Source organism: Aeromonas sp. Y318-1 (assembly GCF_027706125.1).
Classification (GTDB): domain Bacteria; phylum Pseudomonadota; class Gammaproteobacteria; order Enterobacterales; family Aeromonadaceae; genus Aeromonas; species Aeromonas hydrophila.
Genome location: NZ_JAPDCM010000003.1, coordinates 184287 through 203665 on the forward strand (window position 1 = coordinate 184287; position 19379 = coordinate 203665).

The 19379-nt window shown below is 64.6% G+C and carries 21 protein-coding genes; 5 read left to right on the forward strand and 16 right to left on the reverse strand.

The features are described 5' to 3' along the window. Nucleotides 1–436: 436 nt before the first annotated feature. Together OKB87_RS05690 and metB are read right to left on the reverse strand one after the other, a co-directional pair. The gene (locus tag OKB87_RS05690; RefSeq protein ID WP_270826757.1) at nucleotides 437–2908 is read right to left on the reverse strand and encodes a bifunctional aspartate kinase/homoserine dehydrogenase II; all 2472 of its coding nucleotides are present in this window, start codon (nucleotides 2906–2908) and stop codon (nucleotides 437–439) included. After that, a complete protein-coding gene (gene metB, locus OKB87_RS05695) occupies nucleotides 2908–4071 on the reverse strand; it encodes a cystathionine gamma-synthase (RefSeq protein ID WP_270826759.1) in 1164 nt (387 codons plus the stop codon). Before metB ends, OKB87_RS05690 begins: the two co-directional genes overlap by 1 nt. A 208-nt stretch (nucleotides 4072–4279) precedes the next feature. On the opposite strand from metB, the gene metJ reads away from it, so the two are divergent. From metJ to OKB87_RS05710, 3 genes are all read left to right on the forward strand, one after another. Further along, nucleotides 4280–4603 (forward strand): met regulon transcriptional regulator MetJ, encoded by a 324-nt coding sequence (metJ, locus tag OKB87_RS05700; protein WP_005308521.1) that lies wholly within the window; start codon nucleotides 4280–4282, stop codon nucleotides 4601–4603. A gap of 35 nt (nucleotides 4604–4638) precedes the next feature. Next, on the forward strand, nucleotides 4639–5391 hold the full coding sequence (locus OKB87_RS05705) for an AraC family transcriptional regulator (RefSeq protein WP_270826760.1): 753 nt from the start codon (nucleotides 4639–4641) through the stop codon (nucleotides 5389–5391). An 84-nt stretch (nucleotides 5392–5475) separates the two neighbouring features. Continuing rightward, nucleotides 5476–5814 carry a tRNA-binding protein gene (locus OKB87_RS05710; protein WP_076361561.1) on the forward strand — a complete coding sequence of 113 codons (339 nt, stop codon included), beginning with the start codon at nucleotides 5476–5478 and terminating at the stop codon, nucleotides 5812–5814. 73 nt (nucleotides 5815–5887) lie between these two features. On the opposite strand, the gene OKB87_RS05715 is transcribed toward OKB87_RS05710, so the two are convergent. The 4 genes from OKB87_RS05715 to nudE all read right to left on the reverse strand — a co-directional run bounded on the left by OKB87_RS05715 (nucleotide 5888) and on the right by nudE (nucleotide 9028). Then, nucleotides 5888–7159: an aromatic amino acid transport family protein gene (locus OKB87_RS05715; protein ID WP_017408955.1), complete on the reverse strand. Its 1272-nt coding sequence runs from the start codon at nucleotides 7157–7159 to the stop codon at nucleotides 5888–5890. 202 nt (nucleotides 7160–7361) lie between these two features. Beyond that, nucleotides 7362–7490, reverse strand: a complete 129-nt coding sequence (locus OKB87_RS05720) for a hypothetical protein (RefSeq protein WP_259230791.1) — start codon at nucleotides 7488–7490, stop codon at nucleotides 7362–7364. A gap of 81 nt (nucleotides 7491–7571) precedes the next feature. After that, the gene (gene cysQ, locus OKB87_RS05725; RefSeq protein ID WP_011704554.1) at nucleotides 7572–8384 is read right to left on the reverse strand and encodes a 3'(2'),5'-bisphosphate nucleotidase CysQ; all 813 of its coding nucleotides are present in this window, start codon (nucleotides 8382–8384) and stop codon (nucleotides 7572–7574) included. Between the two features lie 35 nt (nucleotides 8385–8419). Continuing rightward, a complete protein-coding gene (gene nudE / locus OKB87_RS05730) occupies nucleotides 8420–9028 on the reverse strand; it encodes an ADP compounds hydrolase NudE (protein ID WP_270826761.1) in 609 nt (202 codons plus the stop codon). A gap of 138 nt (nucleotides 9029–9166) precedes the next feature. Here nudE and yrfG point away from each other — a divergent pair, with 138 nt between their 5' ends. After that, nucleotides 9167–9835 (forward strand): GMP/IMP nucleotidase, encoded by a 669-nt coding sequence (yrfG, locus tag OKB87_RS05735; protein ID WP_269384172.1) that lies wholly within the window; start codon nucleotides 9167–9169, stop codon nucleotides 9833–9835. 93 nt (nucleotides 9836–9928) lie between these two features. Here the strand turns inward: yrfG and tyrS are convergent, their stop codons facing one another. After that, complete coding sequence (gene tyrS / locus OKB87_RS05740; protein ID WP_270826762.1) at nucleotides 9929–11197, reverse strand: tyrosine--tRNA ligase; 1269 nt, start codon at nucleotides 11195–11197, stop codon at nucleotides 9929–9931. 169 nt (nucleotides 11198–11366) lie between these two features. Here tyrS and OKB87_RS05745 point away from each other — a divergent pair, with 169 nt between their 5' ends. Next, nucleotides 11367–12182 (forward strand): helix-turn-helix transcriptional regulator, encoded by an 816-nt coding sequence (locus OKB87_RS05745; protein ID WP_270826763.1) that lies wholly within the window; start codon nucleotides 11367–11369, stop codon nucleotides 12180–12182. A gap of 60 nt (nucleotides 12183–12242) precedes the next feature. Here OKB87_RS05745 and exeN read toward each other — a convergent pair whose 3' ends face one another. The 9 genes from exeN to exeF form a co-directional block, all read right to left on the reverse strand. Further along, entirely contained in the window at nucleotides 12243–12998 is a 756-nt protein-coding gene (gene exeN, locus OKB87_RS05750) for a GspN family type II secretion system protein ExeN (protein WP_270826764.1), read from the reverse strand. Nucleotides 12999–13059: 61 nt separating this feature from the next. Then, nucleotides 13060–13551 carry a GspM family type II secretion system protein ExeM gene (gene exeM, locus OKB87_RS05755; RefSeq protein ID WP_270826766.1) on the reverse strand — a complete coding sequence of 164 codons (492 nt, stop codon included), beginning with the start codon at nucleotides 13549–13551 and terminating at the stop codon, nucleotides 13060–13062. Continuing rightward, nucleotides 13548–14732, reverse strand: coding sequence for a GspL family type II secretion system protein ExeL (exeL, locus tag OKB87_RS05760; protein WP_270826767.1), 1185 nt, complete (start codon nucleotides 14730–14732; stop codon nucleotides 13548–13550). The genes exeM and exeL overlap by 4 nt, the downstream gene beginning before the upstream one ends. 119 nt (nucleotides 14733–14851) lie before the next feature. Continuing rightward, nucleotides 14852–15865, reverse strand: coding sequence for a GspK family T2SS minor pseudopilin variant ExeK (gene exeK / locus OKB87_RS05765; RefSeq protein WP_270826768.1), 1014 nt, complete (start codon nucleotides 15863–15865; stop codon nucleotides 14852–14854). Beyond that, nucleotides 15855–16484 (reverse strand): GspJ family T2SS minor pseudopilin variant ExeJ, encoded by a 630-nt coding sequence (exeJ, locus tag OKB87_RS05770; RefSeq protein ID WP_270826769.1) that lies wholly within the window; start codon nucleotides 16482–16484, stop codon nucleotides 15855–15857. The genes exeK and exeJ overlap by 11 nt, the downstream gene beginning before the upstream one ends. A gap of 20 nt (nucleotides 16485–16504) precedes the next feature. Further along, nucleotides 16505–16864, reverse strand: coding sequence for a GspI family T2SS minor pseudopilin variant ExeI (gene exeI / locus OKB87_RS05775; RefSeq protein ID WP_005308487.1), 360 nt, complete (start codon nucleotides 16862–16864; stop codon nucleotides 16505–16507). After that, nucleotides 16861–17412: a GspH family T2SS minor pseudopilin variant ExeH gene (gene exeH / locus OKB87_RS05780; RefSeq protein WP_270826770.1), complete on the reverse strand. Its 552-nt coding sequence runs from the start codon at nucleotides 17410–17412 to the stop codon at nucleotides 16861–16863. Before exeH ends, exeI begins: the two co-directional genes overlap by 4 nt. A gap of 162 nt (nucleotides 17413–17574) precedes the next feature. Continuing rightward, nucleotides 17575–18006 carry a GspG family T2SS major pseudopilin variant ExeG gene (exeG, locus tag OKB87_RS05785; protein ID WP_005308483.1) on the reverse strand — a complete coding sequence of 144 codons (432 nt, stop codon included), beginning with the start codon at nucleotides 18004–18006 and terminating at the stop codon, nucleotides 17575–17577. A gap of 151 nt (nucleotides 18007–18157) precedes the next feature. Beyond that, nucleotides 18158–19378: a GspF family T2SS innner membrane protein variant ExeF gene (gene exeF / locus OKB87_RS05790; RefSeq protein ID WP_010635230.1), complete on the reverse strand. Its 1221-nt coding sequence runs from the start codon at nucleotides 19376–19378 to the stop codon at nucleotides 18158–18160. Nucleotide 19379: the final 1 nt, after the last annotated feature.

Sequence of the window (19379 nt, forward strand, 5' to 3'; positions counted from 1 at the left end):
GCAATCGCCCGCTTTACAGCTTTATTGGAAAGACCCAAAGTCACCAAAGGTCTTCTCCCCCGCTTCTTCGCCCGACTATGTCGGGTACCTTCAGCTCACCCGCATGTCCGACGGCACGCGCCGACGGGCCATCCATGGCCCGGCGCCACTCGCTCGACATCCTGTCTCGCGACCTGGACAAGCGTACTCGCCTCAGCGAATAAGAGGGGGAACCAATACCGTGCCCGCTCTTGACCAGTCTGTGCGGGAGCAATGCCCGTTCATGCTACATGTACAAGTCCGGTTATTACCTGACTCTTGCCTGCAACCTGTTGAAGAAGCTAAAAAACGGGCCGCTTACGGGATAGGGAAATCAGCCGGCAGACCTAAAAACCTGCCGCTAAACAATAAAAAGAGGCGCCACTGGCGCCTCTTTGACTGAATGGTTTGCTTGCTGTTACAAGCTGGCACAGATCTGCCAGAGGTCGTACTGGATGGCGGCGGCCGTCACTTCCCGGCCTGCGCCCGGCCCCTGGATGACCAGCGGGTTGGTGCGATAGCTGTCGCTCTCGATGGCGAAGATATTGTCGCACGGCAGCAGGTTGGCGAACGGGTGGTGGGGCTCCAGCGCCTCCAGCCCGACCCGCGCCTTGCCGTCGTGCTCGAAGCGGGCGACATAACGCAGCACCTTGCCAACCCGGCGTGCCCCCTCGAAGGCGGTCTGGATCGGATCATCCAGCTCCTTGAGCCTGTCCATGAACTGATCCGTGCTCACCTTGCGCAGGGAGACAGGTACCAGATTCTCCAGCTCGATGTCGGCAGAGTCGAGCTCGAAACCCGCCTCTCGCGCCAGGATGAGCAGTTTGCGGCGCACATCCTGGCCGGAGAGATCCTCGCGGGGATCCGGCTCGGTCAGGCCGTGCTGCCACGCCTCGTCCACCAGCTCGGAGAAGGGGCGCGTGCCATCATACTGCTGGAACAGCCAGGAGAGGGTGCCGGAGAAGATGCCGGAGACCCCCTGAATACGGTCGCCGCTCTGGCGCAGCATCTGGATGCTGGACTGGATCGGCAGCCCGGCACCCACGGTGGCGTTGTAGCGCCACTGTACCTGATGGTCGCGGCAGGTCTGCTTGATGCGCTGGTAGAATTCGCTGTCGGCGGCGCCGGCAAACTTGTTGGCGGCGATGATGTGAATGCCGAGCTGGGCAAAGTCCGGGTAGTAGCGGCTCACCGTCTCGCTGGCGGTCATGTCCAGCGCAATCAGGGTATCGAAGCCATGCTGCTCCAGCTGGGCCAGCAGCTCGGGCCAGATCAGCGCTTTGGGATTGAAGTTGTCCTGCACCTTGAGCGGATCCAGCCCCTCTTCATCGAGCAATCCCCCTTCCGAGCTGAACACCCCGTAGAGGGTGAGCGCCAGGTTCAGTTCATGCTCGAGCCGCGCCTTCTCGCGAGCGTAGAGATTCAGCCAGTGACCGCCGATGTTGCCCTTGCCGAACACCACCAGACCGACCCGGTTCGGGCGGCTGAACAGGGCGCTGTGCAGGGCGATCAGCAGCGGCTCCAGCACCACCTGGCGCAGCACGGCCACCAGGCTCAGGCCGTCTTTGGCCACCTGCACGAACTCCAGCGGCTGATCCGCCAGCAGCTGGTAGAAGCGATGGCACTGTTCGGCGTTGTCGGTGACGCCAGCCCCCACCAGCGCCACCAGGCTGTAGCCTTCGCGCTGGATAAGACCGGTGAAGCTGCCCTGCAGCTGGAAGTCGCGCAGCAGCTCGAACGCCCCCTGCGCCACCTCGAGGGTGTAGGCGAGGCGCAGGATCCGGCGATCTGGCTGGCGCTGCAGGGTGAGCGGGTTGAGGCGATGGCGGGCCAGATGAGCCTCTATGGCCGCCACCGTCTGCTCATAATGGGTCTGCGGCAGCACCTTGAGCTCGATGAGAGCGATCTGATCCACCGAGGAGACGATGCGAGCGCCGCCGGAGCGCGGGGCACGGCGCAGGATGTGGGTGCAGCCCTCGTCCGGGTTGTAGCTGCAGCGCAGAGTGAGGCGCTGGCGGCTGTCGGCCACCGGTTGCAGGGTGCGCGAGTGCAATACCGAGGAGCCGAGGCGGGCCAGCTCGTTGGCTTCGGCCAGGCTCAGGCGCTCCAGCAGGCGTGCTTCCTTGACTCGGCGCGGGTCGGCGCTGTAGACACCGGCCACGTCGCTCCAGATGGTGGTGGATTCGCCGTCCGCCAGCAGGGCCAACAGGCTGGCGCTGTAGTCGGAGCCGTTGCGGCCGAGCAGCAGGGAGCGTCCCTCCATGTCGGCGGCGATAAAGCCGGTCACCACGATGCGGCCGGCGTGTTCCGCCAGCCGCGCCTTGAGCAGTTCGCTGGACAGCGCAGTATCCACCTTGACCAGGGCGCCATCCTCGGCGCGCAGGAAGCTGCGGGCATCGAGCCAGATGGCCTTGTCGCCGCGACTGGTGAGCAGGGCCGCCAGCAGGCGCGCCGACCACACCTCGCCAAAGGCGAGCAGGCCGTTGCGCTCGAAGCGGTCAAACTGTCCCTCCAGGGTCTTGGCGATCAGCTGCATGTCGTCGGCCAGCTGCTGGCTCAGGTCGAGGTGGAGTTCTCCTTCCAGCAGGCCGTCGATCAGGCTCTGCTGATAGGCCTGCAGGGCCGAGATGGCCTCGCCGGCGGCTTCATCGCCGGCTTCGGCCAGCTCCACCAGCTGGATCAGCCGGTTGGTGGTCTTGCCGGCGGCGGAGACCACCACCAGCTCTCGCCCGCCCCCCTGCTGCTCGGCTTGCTGTTCGAGAATGCTGGCGACCCGGCGATAACAGACCGGATCCGCCAGACTGCTGCCACCGAATTTGTGGACGTGACGTCGCTTCAAGCCTGCTTCTGTTGCCACCGAGATCTCTCCTTGTTGCTGCTGCTGTTCCATTACTTCGCCACCTGCTGTGCCTGTGCAAACGCCGCGGCCAGATCGGCCACCAGATCCTCACCGTGTTCGATACCGACCGACAGCCGCAGCAGCTGGCTGCTGATGCCTGCCGCCTGCTGGGCGGCCGGGGTCATGGCCCTGTGGGTCATGCTGGCCGGATGGGCCACCAGACTCTCCACCCCGCCGAGGGATTCGGCCACCGAGAAGAGGGTGAGGGCCGCCAGGAAGGCGCGAATGCCCGCCTCATTGCAATCGAGCTCAAAACTTAGCATGGCGCCGAAGCCGGACTGTTGACGGCGCGCAATATCGTGGCCCGGATGGCTCGGCAGGCTGGGGTGATAGATGCGCTTGACCAGTGGTTGCTGCTGCAGGAAGGCGAGGATGCGGTCGGTGTTCTCCTGATGGGCGCGCAATCTGGGAGCCAGGGTGCGCAGACCGCGCAGGGTGAGGTAGGAGTCGAATGCCCCGGAGGTGAGCCCCAGACAGTTGGCCCACCACACCAGCGATTCGGCCAGCTCGGGTTCCTTCGCGATCGCCACCCCGCCCACCACGTCGGAGTGGCCGTTGATGTACTTGGTGGTGGAGTGCACCACCAGGTCCGCCCCCAGCGCCAGCGGCTGTTGCAGCAGCGGCGAGAGGAAGGTGTTGTCCACCGCCACCTTGGCGCCCGCCGCGTGGGACGCCTCGGCGATGGCGGCAATGTCCACCACCCGCAGCAGCGGGTTGGAGGGGGTCTCCACCCACACCAGTGCGGGCTGCTGGGCCAGTGCCTCGGCCAGTGCCGCCGCATCCCCCTGATCGACGAACTGCACCCGGTAATGGCCCTTGGCCGCCAGGTACTCGAACAGACGCCAGGTGCCACCGTAACAGTCGTGGGGGGCGATCAGCAGATCCCCCGCCTTGAGCAGGGCGGTGGTGACCAGATGGACGGCCCCCATGCCGGTGCCGGTCACCACGGCGCCGGCCCCCCCTTCCAGCGCCGCCAGGGCGTCCGCCAGATTGGTGCGGGTCGGGTTGCCGGAGCGGGCATAATCGTATTGACGGGGCTCGCCAAAGTCGGCAAAGGTGTAGTTGCTGGAGAGGTAGATGGGCGGCACCACGGCACCGTGCTGTGTGTCTGTCTCAATCCCGGTGCGTACTGCTTGGGTGGCCTTGTGGGTCATGTCACTCTCCTTGATGTCTCTTCACACGCTGGCATGCTGTTTCTGCCACGCGCCATCCCGCCATTGCAGGCTCATGGTGAACCACACTACGCCAGCTTAAAAAGGCCGTCAACACTTCTAGACGTCTAAATGGCTTTGCTGTTGGATTGCCATTAAATTCCTTAAGGGTTAAAATCCGCGCTCACGGCTAAATGAGAACAGGTGGATCATGGGTACAGAGTGGAACGGCGACTACGTCAGCCCCTACGCGGAACACGGTAAGAAGAGCGAACAGGTCAAGAAGATTACCGTCTCGATCCCGCTCAAGGTGCTGAAGGTGTTGACCGATGAACGCACCCGCCGTCAGGTGAACAACCTGCGTCATGCGACCAACAGCGAGCTGCTCTGCGAAGCCTTCCTGCACGCCTTCACCGGTCAGCCGCTGCCCTGCGACGAAGATCTGCGCAAGGATCATCCGGACAGCGTCCCTGCCGAGGCGCGTGCCATCATGGAAGCGCTGGGCAAAGAGATCGAAGATTTCGACGCCGAGTAATCCAGCAGCAGATGCCAAACAGCAAACCCCCTTCGATGACGCGGCCCCAGGCCGCGTCATCGCTATCCGCCCCTTTCAGCCTGCGTCGCTACCAGAGCGACGTCTGCAGCCACAGCCACGACCATGCCCAGCTGGTGATCCCCCTCGACGGTCCCATCGAGATCGAGGTGCAGGGCCAGGGGCGGCGGCTCGCGCCCGGCTTTGCCTGCATCATTGCCCCCGGTGAGCGGCACGACTACGCCGCCGATCCGGCACTCTCGTTTCTGGTGCAGGAGAGCCACTGGCTGCCCGGCGAGCTGGGCGAGCGCCCCTTCATCGAGCTGGACCAGGCCCAGCGCCACTACCTCGCCTTCCTGCACCGCATGGTGGCCGAGGGGCGCCACGTGGCCGGCATGGAGCAGGTGTGGCTGGGTCTGCTGGCAGAGGCGCAGCAGGCAGGCTCGCGCGGCCGTGCCCGCCTCGCCCCGCGCATCGGCAAGGTGCAGCGTCATATCGAGGCCAACCTTGCGGCTGAGCTGACCAATCAGCAGCTGGCCGCCATCGCCTGCCTCGGCCAGAGCCAGTTCAAGCACGCCTTCCAGCAGCAGGTGGGGATGAGCGTCTCCCACTACATCCGGACGCGACGCATGGCGCTGGCGCGTACCCTGCTCGCCCACACCGCTCTGCCCGTCGGCGAAATAGCCAGCCGCTGCGGTTACCAGAATCAGGGGGCCTTCGCCGAGCGCTTCCTGGCCGAAACCGGACTGACCCCTTCCCTCTGGCGCCAACAAAACGGCCGCTTGCCGTAACCGGGCGGCCGTTTGCCGAAGACGGCGCAGGTCGTTTCGAGGCATGCTGAGGCTCATGCAAGGTATGGGCAACGAGGAGCCAAGATGCAGACCATAAGCTGGCAGGATTTCGAGATGGTGGAGCTCAGGGTGGGCACCCTGGTGCGGGTCGAGCCCTTCCCCGAGGCGCGCCGCCCGGCCTACAAGGTGTGGGCGGATTTCGGCCCCGAGCTCGGGGTGCGCAAGAGCAGCGCCCAGATCACCGACCTCTATCAACCGCAGACGCTGGTGGGCCGCCAGATCGTCGCCGTGGTGAACTTCCCCCCCAAACAGATAGGCCCGATCCAGTCGGAGTTTCTGCTGACCGGCTTCTACCGGCCGGACGGCGCCGTGGTGATCGCCATCCCCGAACAGGCGGTGCAAAACGGCGCCAAGCTCGGCTGAGGCCACCACTGGACCGATACAAGAGAGGCGACCCTGGGGTCGCCTCTCTTTTTTTGCGGCTGGTTGCTCGCCGTTACTTCAGCAGACTGAAGATCAGCGCCGACACTGCCAGCGCGCCGGTCAGCAGGATGAAGCCGTTGGCCCAGCGGTGGCGGAAGCGGGCCAGCGCCTCCACCTTGTAGATGGCCACCACCGGCATGATGAACAGGATCATGGCGATCACCGGGCCGGAGAGGGTCTCCATCAACCCCAGGATCCCCGGGTTGATGATGGCGGCGCCCCAGATGGAGAAGAACATCAGGGCGATGCCGAGCCGGTCGGCCTTGGCCAGCGACAGGCCGGTGGGCTTGGCGATCAGGCTTTTCAGGCTCTCGCGGGCACCGAGGAAGTGGCCGAGGAAGGAGGAGCTGATGGCGATGAAGGCAATGAGCGGCCCCAGGGTCACGATCACCGGATTGTCGGTGATGTTGGCGAGATAGGAGAGCACCGAGACGTTCTGGGCCTTGGCCTCGGCCAGCTGGGCCGGCGAGAGGCTCAGCACGCAGGAGAAGACGAAGAACAGCACGAAGCCCACCAGCATGACGGTGGTGTTGCGCAGGATCAGACTGCTCTTTGCTTCCGCCTGCTCGCCGTACTCCCGGCGCTGCACGTTGGCAAAGCCGGAGATGGCGGCGGCGTGGCTGAAGGCGAACACGGTGACCGGCAGCGCCAGCCAGACGGTGTTGAGGAAGCTGCCGCCCTCCAGGCTGCCTAGCTGCGGCCACTGCCACTGTGGGATCAGGTAGCAGGAGAGCGCCGCCAGGATGGCCGCCAGCGGATAGACCATGACGGCAAAGGCGCGCAGCATCGCCTTCTCACCGGCCAGCATCACGGCGATCATGGCAAACACCAGCAGGCCGGAGAGCATCACCCGGTTCGGGGCATCCATGCCGAGCTGATTGATCATGAAGCTCTCCACCGTGTTGGTCAGCCCGACCCCGTAGATGAGCAGGATCGGGAAGATGGAGAGGAAGTAGAGCGCCGAGATGAGGCGGCCGGCCATCTTACCGAAGTGCTCCTGGGCCACCTCGGTGAAGTCGGCGTGGGGACGCGACGAGGAGAGCACGAAGCGCGCCAGCCCGCGGTGGGCCAGGAAGGTCATGGGACCGGCCAGCACGGAGACGATGATGAGAGGCCAGATCCCGCCCAGACCCAGATTGATGGGCAGGAACAGGATGCCGGCGCCGACGGCGGTGCCAAACAGGCTGATGACCCAGTGGGTATCGTGGCGGCGCCAGGGGGTGGCGCTGACGGTGGTGGAGCAGGAACCGGACAGCTCCTTGGTGACGTCTACAGATAAACTCATTACTAATTCACTTTTTGTCAGTGTTTTAATCTGAGTTCATTGTGGTTTATCGGGATTTAATTCTCAAAAGTCCACCCTGAAACATATCACTACCATTACGGGCTTCAGCCAGTGAGATTGGGAATGTAATCGAGATCACATAAATAAGTAAAACTAAATTTCGTCAAATTCACGAAATTTAAAACCAAATTTTCACTATTGGTCAATTTTTTATTTTGGCCAAATGATCGTTTGCAGAATTACCTGAAAAATCGTGCCATTCCGCTGCCCTCTCTTGTGATGATTCACTGTCATTCCCGCGCTTTGCCAGCGGATATTTCTGTTCATCCACGATGAAACCAGCGGATCACACCATGCAATCAGGCGGCCATGGAGCCGCCTGATTGTCGTCAATGATGACCTGTTCACCCGCTCAGTGAGCCAGAATGCTGCCCCAGGCGAGATCCGGATCCCCCATCACGATGAAGTCCGGGTTCTCCAGCGACTCCGTCTCGTTGTAGCGCAGCGGCTGCAGCGCCAGGCTGAGGATGCGGCCACCGGCCGCCTCGACGATGCACTGGGCGGCGGCGGTGTCCCACTCGCCGGTGGGGCCGAGCCGCACGTAGCAGTCGGCCGCCCCTTCAGCCACCAGACAGGACTTGAGCGAGCTAGAGCCGAGCGGGATCAGCTCGTAGTTGATGGCCGGGTTGAGACGACGGGTCAGGTTCTCCAGCTTCTGGCGACGGCTGATGGCCACCACTAGTGAATCGGGCTGATCGTGCTCGTGGTGCATGGCGCTGATGGGGTGCACCTCGCCGTTTGCCTCCTTGAAGGCACCATGACCGCGCACCGCCCAGTAGAGGACGTTCGACTCGGGGGCATAGATGACGCCGAGCACCGGCACGTTGTCCTGCACCAGGGCGATCAGGGTGGCGAAGTCGCCGCTGCCGGCGATAAATTCGCCGGTGCCGTCGAGGGGATCCACCAGCCAGTACTGACGCCAGTTGGCGCGCTGGCTGAAGGGGATGTCGGCCGCCTCTTCGGTCAGCACGGGAACGTGGGGAGTGAGCGCCGACAGCGCCTGTTTGAGGTAAGCATCGGCAGCAAGATCGGCACTGGTGACCGGGGTCGCATCCTCCTTCAGCTGACGCTCGAACTGACCGCCGTGATAGATTTCGTGAAGGATCCTGCCCGCTTCGCGCGCGATCTCCTTGACCCCCGGCACCCAGGCCAACAACTCCTGCATCTTGTTATCCTCTGTATTCAAACTGCCCCTGCGGGCTACTCTGCCTGCTCCGCCAGCCAGCGTTGGGCCAGCAGCAGCGCACTGATACTGCGCGACTCGGTGAAGTCGGGTCGCGCCAGCAATTCGTCGATCCGGTTCAGCGGCCAGGGGACCACCTCGAGGGGCTCGGGCTCGTCGCCCACCCGCTGCTCGGGGAAGAGATCCCGCGCCAGCAAGATGTCCATCCGGCTGGAGAAGTAGCCCGGCGCCAGCGACACCTGCTTGAGCAGGGTCAGGCTGTTGGCGCCAAAGCCCGCCTCTTCCATCAACTCCCGGTTGCCTGCCTCGAAGGCATCTTCACCCGGGTCGATCAGCCCCTTGGGAAAGCCCAGCTCGTAGGAGTGGGTGCCCGCCGCGTACTCGCGCACCAGCAGCAGGGTGTGGGCATCGAACAGCGGCACCACCATGACGGCGCCCCGGTTGCCGCCGCGCATCCGCTCGTAGACCCGCTCCTCGCCGTTGGAAAACTTGAGGTGGAGCGACTCCACCTTGAACAGCCGGCTCTCGGCCACGATCTCGGCCTTGAGGATCTCCGGCTTGCTCTTGTCGTGCGCCATGGTGTCGACGCTGAGGTGGACGGGTTTGCGTTGGTGGAGGTCACTCATCGGGGCTGGCTGCTCGTTAAAAAATCGTGTTTCAAGAGTAAACGACTCCCCTCCTGAACACCACGGGGCAAGGGTGGGAAAGCGGCGGGAAAAATCCGTTATAATGCCCGCCCGTTTCGACCCGAACACCGAGGCCCCATGCCGACCCCACTGCCCTGGCACCAGATAGACACTGTCCTGCTCGATATGGATGGCACCCTGATCGATCTCCATTTTGACAACCACCTCTGGCAGCAGCTGGTACCCGAGCGCTATGCCGAGCGACTCGGCCTGCCGCTGGCCGAGGCCAGAGTGCAGATCGAGGCGCACTACCAGGCCGTCAGCGGCACCCTCAACTGGTACTGCGTGGATTACTGGAGCGAGACGCTGGGGCTCGACATCCGTGCCCTCAAGCAGGAGATCCTGGCCAAGATCCAGTGGCGACCCCACGTCATCCCCTTCCTGGCCGCGCTGCGGGCCGCGGGCAAGCAGCTGGTGCTCTTCACCAATGCCCACCCCGCCAGCCTGTCGGTGAAGGATGCGCAGCTGGGGCTGGCCGGCCACCTCGATCTGATGGTGAGCACCCACGAGCTGGGCTGGTCGAAGGAGAGCCAGCACTGCTGGCAGGCACTGGCCGAGCGGCTGGCATTCGACCCGGCCCGCACTCTCTTTGTAGATGACAGCGAGCGGATCCTGCGCGCCGCCGCCGATTACGGCATCGGCTATCAGCTCGCCATCCAGAACCCGGACAGTTGCCAGCCCGAGCAACACATCACCGCCTTCCCGGCGATCCGTGATTACGCCGAGTTGCTGCCGCTGGCCGAGTAAGCCATATAAGCCGAGATGCAGGGGAACAGAACTCTCCGAACTGACGGATAAACAAAAGGGCTGCCCAGGAAGCCCTTGTCGATCCCGGGTCGCTCACCCCAGCCACGTCACCAGTCGGTACTGCTTCTTGCCCCGGCGCAGCAACAGGTAGCGGCCGAACAGCCGATCGGCCGCCGTCAGTGGCTCATCCCGGCGGATCTCGCCATTGAGGCTGATGGCGCCTGCCGCCAGCAGCTCGCGGGCGATCCGCTTGGAGTTCGCCAGACCGCTCTCCACCAGCAGGGTCACCAGGTCTGTTTCCCCCTCGATACGCCAGCCCGGCATGCCATCCTGCGCCAGCTGGGCCAGATCGCTCTCGCCAAGGCGCGCCACCTCGCCGCTGAACAGCAATTCGCTGATACGCTGCACCGCCGCCAGCGCCCCCTTGCCGTGCACCAGCTCGGTCAGCTCGTCGGCCAGCACCTGCTGGGCCAGCTTGCGCCCCTGCCGCTTCGCATCCTCCGCCTCCAGCGCCTCAATCTCGGCCAGCGGCATAAAGCTGTAGTAGCGCAGGAAGCGGTAGACATCCTCATCCGCGGTGCCGAGCCAGAACTGGTAGAAGGCGTAGGGCGAGGTGAGCGCCGGATCGAGCCAGATTGCGCCCCCTTCGGTCTTGCCGAACTTGGTGCCATCGGCCTTGGTGATGAGCGGCAGCGTCATGCCATAGACCTGGGCCTGATGGAGGCGGCGGGTAAGGTCCATGCCGCTGGTGATGTTGCCCCACTGGTCGTTGCCGCCGATCTGCAGGGTGCAGCCGAGGCGCTGGTTGAGCACCGCGAAGTCCTGGGATTGCAGCAGGGTGTAGGAGAACTCGGTGAACGAGATGCCCTGATCCGGACGGGCCAGCCGCTGGCGCACCGATTCGCGGGCCAGCATGGCGTTGACCGAGAAGTGCTTGCCGATGTCGCGCAGAAAATCGAGAGCGGACATCTGCCCCATCCAGTCGGCGTTGTTGACCAGCAGCGGCGCCGCCAGCCCTTCGCTGGCCGGCAGCAGCGCTTTTATCTGGGCCGACAGGCTGGCTACCCAGCCCTGCACCGTCTCGGCGCTGTTGAGGTTGCGCTCACTTGCCTTGAAACTGGGATCGCCAATAAGGCCGGTGGCACCGCCCACCAATGCCACCGGGGTGTGGCCCGCCAGCTGGAAGCGGCGCAGCATCAACAGCGGCACCAGATGGCCGATATGCAGGCTGCCGGCGGTGGGATCAAACCCGCAGTAGACGGTGCGCGGGGTGGCAAGATGGTCGGCCAGCGCCACCGGGTCGGAATTCTGGGCCACCAGGCCGCGTCGGGTTAGCTCATCAAGCAGGTGGGGGTTGATCATGGGGTCTCCAACAGCAGGGGGAAAAGCCCACATCCTCGCCGCTCTGGTCTGCGCCGAATATGTCCCCCAGGGGACAGTTTTGCCACTCTCGTGCTAGCATCCGGCTATCGTGTGACCATCGCGGGAAGCCTGCCCGCCACCCGGAAGCCATTGCCATGACCCAGCGCCCATGATCCAGCCCCTCGCCACAGATACCCTGACCCGCAGCATGACCGAAGTAGTCGATGCCCTGCACGGCAGCGCCTTTCCGGCGGCGCTGGTGCGCCTGATCCAGCAGCAGGTGGCGTTCGACTGCGCCCTGCTGCTCGGGGTGGGGCAGCGCCCTGTCTACCTCTACGACAACCTGCACCATCAGCGGGCCCTGCTGTTCGATCGCTATCTCACCCGCCACTTCAGTCAGGATCCCTTTATGCAGGCGCTGGAACAGGGTCTGGGGGCCGGGGTCTGGACGCTGGCGCAAGTGTCGCGCGGGCGACTCGACCCCGAGTATCGCCACCACTTCTATCAGGCCACCGGCTGGCAGGAGGAGGTGGGGCTGATCCTGCCGGTGCGCGGCGGCCTCACCCTGATGCTGTTTCTGGGCCGCCTCGACAAGCGCAGCACCCTCAGTCGTGACGAGCTGGCCCGACTGGAGGCGCTGTTTCCGCTGGTGCATTCGCTGTGCCGCCAGCACTGGCGAGAGGGTGCCGCCCTGCTGGCCCAGAGCCCGATGCTACCGGGCGGCGCCGATCTCAAGGCGACGGTGGAGCAGGCCATCGCCAGCGTGGGGGGGGCGAGCCTCACCCGCCGCGAGCGCCAGGTGGCGGGATTGTTGTTGCAGGGGCTCGACACCGAGGCCATTGCCGGTACGCTTGGCATCGGCAGCGGCACGGTGAAGAATCATCGCAAGCACCTCTACGCCAAGCTGCACCTGCGTTCGCGGGCCGAACTGTTCCGCTTCTTCCTCAATCACCTCATCACGGCGCCAGCCGCCGCGGCCCCATAACGACACCACCCCGCCGGGGCGGGGTGGTGTTGATGCATGCCAGATCAAACAGCTACGCCGTCAGATGTGGCCCTGGTAGCGCAGCGGGAAGCGCCCCTGACCATCGGGCTGGCCGAGGAAGGGCAGCCCCTGCTTCATCTGCTCCGGCAGCTCGGGCCCCGGTTTCAGGGTGCCCTGGAACAGGTACTGGCGATTGGCCTGCAGCTCCAGCTTGCCCTGCACCTGTACCGCCTCCGAGCCCTGCTTGAGCTCGGCCACCAGCCGGGAGTCGATGCAGGTCAGCTTGATCTCGGGATCCCCCAGCACCAGCTTGCCGGCCGGGGTATCGGCATCGGCCCCGTACCAGTAGAGGTTGCCGTAGAGGTTGTCGCACCAGGGGTTGCCCTGGGCAACCTGATCGAGCTTGAGCTGCAGCTGGCCAGCCACCGTGACCGGCACGGGCAGCTGCATCGGCACCCGCGCCAGCAGCCAGGGAGCCGGCACGTTGAGGGTGATATCGCGGCCAAAGGCGGCGCCGCTCCAGCCCACCACCCCCTGCCCGTTGAGGCCGCTGCGCTCGCCAAAGCGCAGGGACACCTCAGGGGCAAAGCGCAGCAGCGACCAGCCGTTGAGCTCCCAGCGCAGCTGGGTCAGCGACTCGCTGGCGTATTGCAGGCGGGCAACCTGGCCGCTCCAGAGGGTGCCGCTCACCCCTTCCAGCTGTACCAGGGGCGGCAGCGGCAGGTAGCGCACCACCAGAGACGCCGGCAGCTTGGCCAGCAGGAAAACCAGATAGGCCGCCAGAAACAGCACGGCAATCAGCACTCTTTGCTTCATAGAAAACGACTCGACTGCAAACGCCCGATCAGGCGCGGGGCCCTGCTCGGGACGCGTTGTTTCATTGGGGACGGCTCAGCTGCAAGCGGCGTACCTTGACCAGGCCGGGCGCCAGATTCTCGCGGGCCACCTCGATCACCTGCACCTGCACGCCATGGCGATCCGCCAGGGTCGCCAGCCAGATCAGCAGGTCATCGAACGCCACCGTGTCGATCCACACCTGCAGCTCCTGGCCCTGAGGCTGCAGCCGGGCAATCTTGATCTTCTGGTTGAAGGCGGTGCGGTTGACCACCCCTTCCAGGGTGCCGCTGGTATCGAGCTGGCGGCCCTGGCCACCCTGCAGCGCCAACACCTCTTCACCCTTCTCTTTCAACCAGGCGAGGGTCTGCTGCTGGCTCAATACCTGCCGCTCGCGCTCGTCGATGCGATTGCCGATGGGTTGCCAGATGACCCAGTAGCAGAAGCCGATCAACAGCACGCTGCCACCCACCGCCACCAGCCGCTGCTCGCGGGCGCTGATGCCGTGCCACCAGCCTTGTAGTTTGTCCATCATGATGATTTACCCTTCAGCACCAGTGCCCCTTCAACCTTGCCTTCGGTGCTGCGCACCTCCCCCTGCTGCACGTCGAAGCGCTTGCCAGCCAGCTCGCGAAAACGCTCGATCTCGGCAAAACCGGGGGCCGTCACCTGCAACCTGAGCTCGCCGCGAGCCGCGTCGAAACGCAGCACCTCGGGCTTGAGGCCGGGCACTTCGGCAAAGGTGGGCGCCAGCTCGGTCAGCACCATCAACACCCCGTCCTGCGGCGTCTGTCCCAGCTGCTGGAGGTGCTGGGTCATCTGGCTGCGCACGTTGACGATGCGGCTCTCCCCCGGGAAGATCCGGGTGTAGACCTGCCGGATCTCCGCCTTGAGCGCCTTGTCCTGCTCCGTCAGCTGATAGAGCTGCACGCCGCGCTGGGCGAACGCCACCACCAGCAGCGCCCCGGCCACCACCGCCACCTTGCGCCACTGCTGCCAGTAGCGGGAGTATTCGGTCTGCGGCCGGTAGGCCCCCTGCAGCAGGTTGGCCTGGCTGGCCAGCGCCCCCCGGGCCAGCAGCAGCATGGGCAGCTCGGGATCGGCCGCCTGCCAGCTGGCCGCCGCAATGGCCGGCGGCGGGGTATGGCTGTGAATGGTCACCGGTGCCGGCTCCGCCGCCAGCAACATGGCCAGCAGCGGCTCATCGGCGACGATGCCCTGACAGGGCCCCTGGCGCAGCAACCACTCCTTGCCCAGTTGCAGCGCCGACCAGCCCTCGCTCGCCTGCGGCAGCGCCAGCACGTCCGGCAGCAGTTGCCGGCTCTTGAGACCAGCCTGCTCCAGCCAGCCGAGCCAGGTCTGCATCTTCTCCTCGTCGACCGCCATCAGGTCCACCTCATGACCCTGATGACCCAGCACCACCAGGTGCAGCTCATCCACGTCGGAGGCGATTTGCTCCTCCAGCAGATAGGGCAAGGCGGCCGCAGACTGGCGGCTGTATTTGCCCGGCAGGCTCACCCGCCGGAAGATAAGATCGCTGCCGGGCACCAGCACCACCGCCGGGCGGCCACCGGCCCGCTCCTGCAGCTCGCCAAGGGCATGGGCCGAGGCCAGGGTACCGGAGGCGATCACCTCCTCTTCCCCACCCGACCACACCAGCCACTCGACCGGCTGCTGCGCATTGGTCCCCAGACGGATGACCAGACTCTCGCTCACTAATGTCTCTCCTGCCATGCCCGCTCGAATCCCTCTGGATGGGCGGGCGCGCAGCCATGGGCTGCTGTCCAATCGGGGGATGGCGCGGGCCGGCCAACGGCCGTTGCCCGCCTCCCTTGTTATTCGGCGCCGCCGTTCAGACGGCGCAGCATCACCAGCTTGTTGTCCTTGCCGCGCACGAAGACGCTCTCCAGCCGGGCCCGGGTGTCACCCACCTCGGCAAGCAGCCTGGCCTCGAAATAGCTGCTCTTGACGTCCAGCGCCGCATCCAGCCCCGGAATGGAGCTCACCTGCAGTGGCATCTGGTCCGTCATCTCCTTCTTGTTCTTCCACCCCTTCTGGGGGCGGCTGGTCAGCACCCGCTTGGCATCGTCCAGCCCCACCTTGTCCAGATAGAGCGCCACCAGCAGGGCCGACTGCTCCGGCCGGATGGTATTGACGTTCACCACCAGCTTGTCGTTGGGCAGGGCGCACACATAGGGCGCCAGCCGGGCGTACAGTTTGGCGCTCACCCCGCGCACCGCCCGCAGCTCGTCGGTGCCGAGCATCCACTGGTTGGCAGTCAGATAAGGGGGAGTGAGCCCTTCGTAATAGGCATCCTCGGCGCCGTAGCTCGACACCAGCACGGTATCCTTGTCGGTCCAGTCGCGGATGGCATCGGTCAGCTGCACCGCCTCGTAATCTTCCACCTCGAGCTGCTTGAGCAGCGCCTTGAACACCTTGACCGGATAGGGCTGCTTCTCCAGATCGTCGCCGCTGATCCCGTCCTTCAACGGCACGCTCAGGCTGTTGAGGTTGAAGCAGGATTGCAGATCACGCACCCGGCCGGTGAGCTTGCCGTCATCCACCGGGAAGACCGCATCCTGGCGTGCCCAGTTCTGCCCCAGGCTGACCACGTTGGGGTCGTCCTTGAAATCCTGGGCCAGCACCTTGCTCACCAGCGCCTCCGCCGACATGGCATACCACCAGGCCTGCTTGCCGGCGGTGAGGTTGGCGGTACGGCGCAGCTCCAGCTGCAGGCGACCGCTCATGTTGCTGGCGATGATCACCATCACCGACAGAATGAGCAGCACCACCAGCAGGGCCATTCCCCCCTGGCGGCCGGGGCGGGAAAAACGACGATCAGCTGCCATTTTCAGCCCTCTGGCCACCGGCGCCGATCAGGAACTGGCGGCGGATGGTACCGTAATCTTCCAGATCCAGCTCCACCGCCAGCCCGTAGGGCAGCACGTTGCGCTGGGTCCACTCCTCTTTCCAGGCACCCTTGTCGTAGAAGTAGAGCCGCAGCGCCGTCACCCGCTCCAGCATCGGCTGGATGCGCGGCTCGGTGCCGATCACCGGATCCGGGTAGAGGTAGCTCAGCCGCTCCAGCTTGTGATCCTTGAGGCGCCAGCCAACCCGCTGCAAGCCGGAGCGCGGCAGCATGCCGTCCGGGTTGAGCCAGCCGCCGCGCATGAAGGCCATACCCCAGTCGTCGCTCTGCTGGCCGAAGCGGGAGGCCGCCAGCAGCACCTTGTTGTTCTCGCCGTCGATGCGGCCGCTGCGCGGCACCATCTGGGTGATGTCCCGCTCCAGCACGGAGAAGGCCAGTTGCAGCTCGGAAAGACGAGCCTCCTTGCGCTTGGCCACCTCGTCGCTGGTGAGCACCCCTTGCAGCACCTGATAGGCGCCCAGGCTCAGGCCGGCGAAGATGGCGATGGCCACCAGCATCTCCAGCAGGGTAAACCCCTCCTGACGCTGGCTCCGGATCATGGAGACTCGTTGGTGAATGTTCATCGGCTGATATAGGTCCGGATCATGGCCACCGGGCTGTCGGCCTTGGGCGCGGTACGCACTTCCATGTCCAGCGCCTTGAAGTTGCTGTCGGCGGTAGCGACGCCGCGATAGCGCCAGTACCAGGTCTGGCCCGCCATCTGCTCGTCCCCTTCCACCCAGCTGTCACCGGGCCACTTGGCTTCGAGCTTCTGCTGCACCAACTGGTTCTCCACCACCCAGGTCGCCAGGGTCTTCTGTTCCAGATAGTTGAGGCCGGAGAGGTGCTCGCTGGCGGTCTTCATCACCGCCAGCCCGGCGATGGCGAACACCGCCAGCGCCACCATGACTTCCAGCAGGGTCATGCCGCGGGCGTTCATTCCTCTTCCTCCTCGTCCTGCAGCAGGCGCAGGCGGCCGAACTCGTCCGCCTTGACCGTGCGCACATAGCGCGGATCGTCGTCCTGCTGGGTCAGGGTCAGCACGAAGGGGGTCAGCTCTCCACCAGGAAAGATGAACACCTGCGGCGTGCGCTCCTTCTCGTCGCGCCCCTTCTCGTACTTCTCGTCGGATTCGGTCCGCCAGCTGAAGCCCTCGAGCTCGATGGCCAGCCGCATGTTGTCGGGCAACTCGACCCGATCCAGCAGCTTGTCGCCGCTCATCACCTGCCACTTGCGATCCTTGGCCGCGCGCTGCATGAACTGCCAGCTGTTGTCCTCGACACGCAGGCCCACCAGCCGGCCATCCATCACCGAGTACTCCTGCGCCTGCTGCAGCACGGCCATGAAGCGGCGCGCCTGCTTGTCGAGCTCTCTATCGCCCCTGGCGCCACCCATGCTGAGGGTGACGGCAGTGGCAACCAGTCCCATCAACATGGCGACCAGCAATACTTCCAGCAGAGTAAAACCGGCCTGGCGACTATGTTTCATGGCGCCAGCCTCAACTGCATGGCAGTGGCCTCGAGCCGACCCATCAACATGGCCACCAGCAACACTTCCAGCAGGGTAAACCGGCCTGACGACGGGCAGAAGAGGCCACCTTCATTCAGGCAGCCTCGGGATGACTCGGTGAGCGCGACGCGGCGGGATCACTTATTGGAAATCCTTCAGGTTCCAGTTGCCGATGTCGTCATCGGTACCGGCTTCGCCATCCAGCCCCATGGAGAAGATGTCGATCTTGCCGAACTGGCCTGGGCTCAGCATCTGGTACGGGTTGCCCCAAGGATCCTGCGGCAGGCGCTTGATATAGCCCCCTTCGCGGTAGCTGCGCGGCTCAGGTGCGGCGGTCGGCTTGTTGACCAGCGCGTCCAGCCCCTGCTCGGTGGTCGGGTAGCGGTTGTTGTCCAGCTTGTACATGTCGAGGGCGTTTTCCAGCGCCACTATGTCGGAGACCGCTTTCTGCTGGTCAGCCTTCTCCTTGTTGCCCATCAGGTTGGGCACCACCAGGCTGGCCAGGATCCCCAGGATCACGATGACCACCATCACTTCCAGCAGGGTAAAACCCGATTGACGACGCTTTTGCATGACTTACTCCCTCACGAAATGAGATGGCATGAACCATCAACGATTAACTGTTAAACCTCGATCGTTCGATGACGCCTGTCGGCTAATCGAACCTACGGAGTTGATTGGATTGGTAGGTTCGAATAGCGAAGCGTATTCGAACGTCCGAACCTTACATATTCACCATATTGTTGAGCTCGAGGATCGGCTGCAGGATCGACATCACGATAAACAGCACCACCCCGGCCATGGAGACCACCAGCATGGGTTCAAACACCCCGAGGGCAATGTTCACCTGGGTTTCGAACTCCCGATCCTGGTTGTCTGCCGCCCGCTCCAGCATGTTGTCGAGCTCGCCGCTCTGCTCGCCGGAGGCGATCATGTGCAGCATCATGGGCGGAAAAATTTTGGTTTCATCCAGTGACTTGCGCAGGCTGGTCCCCTCCCGCACCCGCTCGGTGGCCTCACCGATGCGCATGCGGGCAAAGTCGTTGGAGAGCACTTCGCCGGAGATCTTCATCCCCTCCAGCAGCGGCACGGCGCTGGCGTTGAGGATGCTCAGGGTGCGGGCGAAACGGGCAGTGTTGAGACCACGGCTGACCCGACCGATCACCGGCAGACGCAGGATCAGCTGGTGCCAGTGACGGCGACGCTTGTCGTCGGTCAGCCACCAGCGCCAGACAAAGCCACCCACCAGCAGCAGCAACAGGAACCAGAGGCCGTAGTGCTGCATCAGCTCGCTGGTACCGATGAGGAAGCGGGTGGTGGCCGGCAGTTGCTGGCCCATGTGCTCAAACTGGGCCACCACCTTGGGCACCACGGCGGTGAGCAGGATGGAGATGACGCCGATGGCGACGCAGGTCAATACGATGGGGTAGATCATCGCCTGCAGCAGCTTGGTGCGCATGTGCTGACGCTGCTCGGTGTAGTCGGCGAGGCGGTTGAGCACCTTCTCCAGGTGACCGGACTTCTCGCCGGCCGCTACCATGGAGCGGAACAGCTGATCGAACACATGGGGAAAGGCCGCCAGCGAATCGGCCAGCGAATAGCCCTCCACCACCTTGCTGCGCACCGTGGCCACCATGCTGCGCAGGTGGGCCTTCTCGCACTGCTCGGCGACGGCCTTGAGCGCCTCTTCGATGGTGAGGCCGGCCCCCACCAGGGTGGCCAGCTGGCGGGTGATCATCGCCAGCTCGGCGGTGCTGGCACCACGGCGGAACAACACGAAGCGGTTCGCCTCGCGCTTGGCCTTCTCGGTGGTCTCGTTCACCTCGAGCGGGGTCAGCCCCTGCTCGCGCAACAACTGGCGTACCTGGCGGGCGGAATCCCCCTCCAGCACGCCGCTCTTGTTGCGTCCCTTGCCGTCGAGGGCCTTGTATTCGAATGCAGCCATC

Excerpts from the sequence above, each read along its gene's own strand:
- OKB87_RS05745 (WP_270826763.1), top strand. The coding sequence starts at position 11,367 with ATGATCCAGCCCCTCGCCACAGATACCCTGACCCGCAGCATGACCGAA.
- exeJ (WP_270826769.1), bottom strand. The coding sequence starts at position 16,484 with ATGATCCGGAGCCAGCGTCAGGAGGGGTTTACCCTGCTGGAGATGCTG.
- OKB87_RS05690 (WP_270826757.1), bottom strand. The coding sequence starts at position 2,908 with ATGGAACAGCAGCAGCAACAAGGAGAGATCTCGGTGGCAACAGAAGCA.
- nudE (WP_270826761.1), bottom strand. The coding sequence starts at position 9,028 with ATGAGTGACCTCCACCAACGCAAACCCGTCCACCTCAGCGTCGACACC.
- cysQ (WP_011704554.1), bottom strand. The coding sequence starts at position 8,384 with ATGCAGGAGTTGTTGGCCTGGGTGCCGGGGGTCAAGGAGATCGCGCGC.
- OKB87_RS05715 (WP_017408955.1), bottom strand. The coding sequence starts at position 7,159 with ATGAGTTTATCTGTAGACGTCACCAAGGAGCTGTCCGGTTCCTGCTCC.
- tyrS (WP_270826762.1), bottom strand. The coding sequence starts at position 11,197 with ATGATCAACCCCCACCTGCTTGATGAGCTAACCCGACGCGGCCTGGTG.
- exeK (WP_270826768.1), bottom strand. The coding sequence starts at position 15,865 with ATGGCAGCTGATCGTCGTTTTTCCCGCCCCGGCCGCCAGGGGGGAATG.
- exeI (WP_005308487.1), bottom strand. The coding sequence starts at position 16,864 with ATGAACGCCCGCGGCATGACCCTGCTGGAAGTCATGGTGGCGCTGGCG.
- exeH (WP_270826770.1), bottom strand. The coding sequence starts at position 17,412 with ATGAAACATAGTCGCCAGGCCGGTTTTACTCTGCTGGAAGTATTGCTG.
- exeN (WP_270826764.1), bottom strand. The coding sequence starts at position 12,998 with ATGAAGCAAAGAGTGCTGATTGCCGTGCTGTTTCTGGCGGCCTATCTG.
- metB (WP_270826759.1), bottom strand. The coding sequence starts at position 4,071 with ATGACCCACAAGGCCACCCAAGCAGTACGCACCGGGATTGAGACAGAC.
- exeG (WP_005308483.1), bottom strand. The coding sequence starts at position 18,006 with ATGCAAAAGCGTCGTCAATCGGGTTTTACCCTGCTGGAAGTGATGGTG.
- metJ (WP_005308521.1), top strand. The coding sequence starts at position 4,280 with ATGGGTACAGAGTGGAACGGCGACTACGTCAGCCCCTACGCGGAACAC.
- exeF (WP_010635230.1), bottom strand. The coding sequence starts at position 19,378 with ATGGCTGCATTCGAATACAAGGCCCTCGACGGCAAGGGACGCAACAAG.
- OKB87_RS05705 (WP_270826760.1), top strand. The coding sequence starts at position 4,639 with ATGACGCGGCCCCAGGCCGCGTCATCGCTATCCGCCCCTTTCAGCCTG.
- exeM (WP_270826766.1), bottom strand. The coding sequence starts at position 13,551 with ATGATGGACAAACTACAAGGCTGGTGGCACGGCATCAGCGCCCGCGAG.
- yrfG (WP_269384172.1), top strand. The coding sequence starts at position 9,167 with ATGCCGACCCCACTGCCCTGGCACCAGATAGACACTGTCCTGCTCGAT.
- OKB87_RS05710 (WP_076361561.1), top strand. The coding sequence starts at position 5,476 with ATGCAGACCATAAGCTGGCAGGATTTCGAGATGGTGGAGCTCAGGGTG.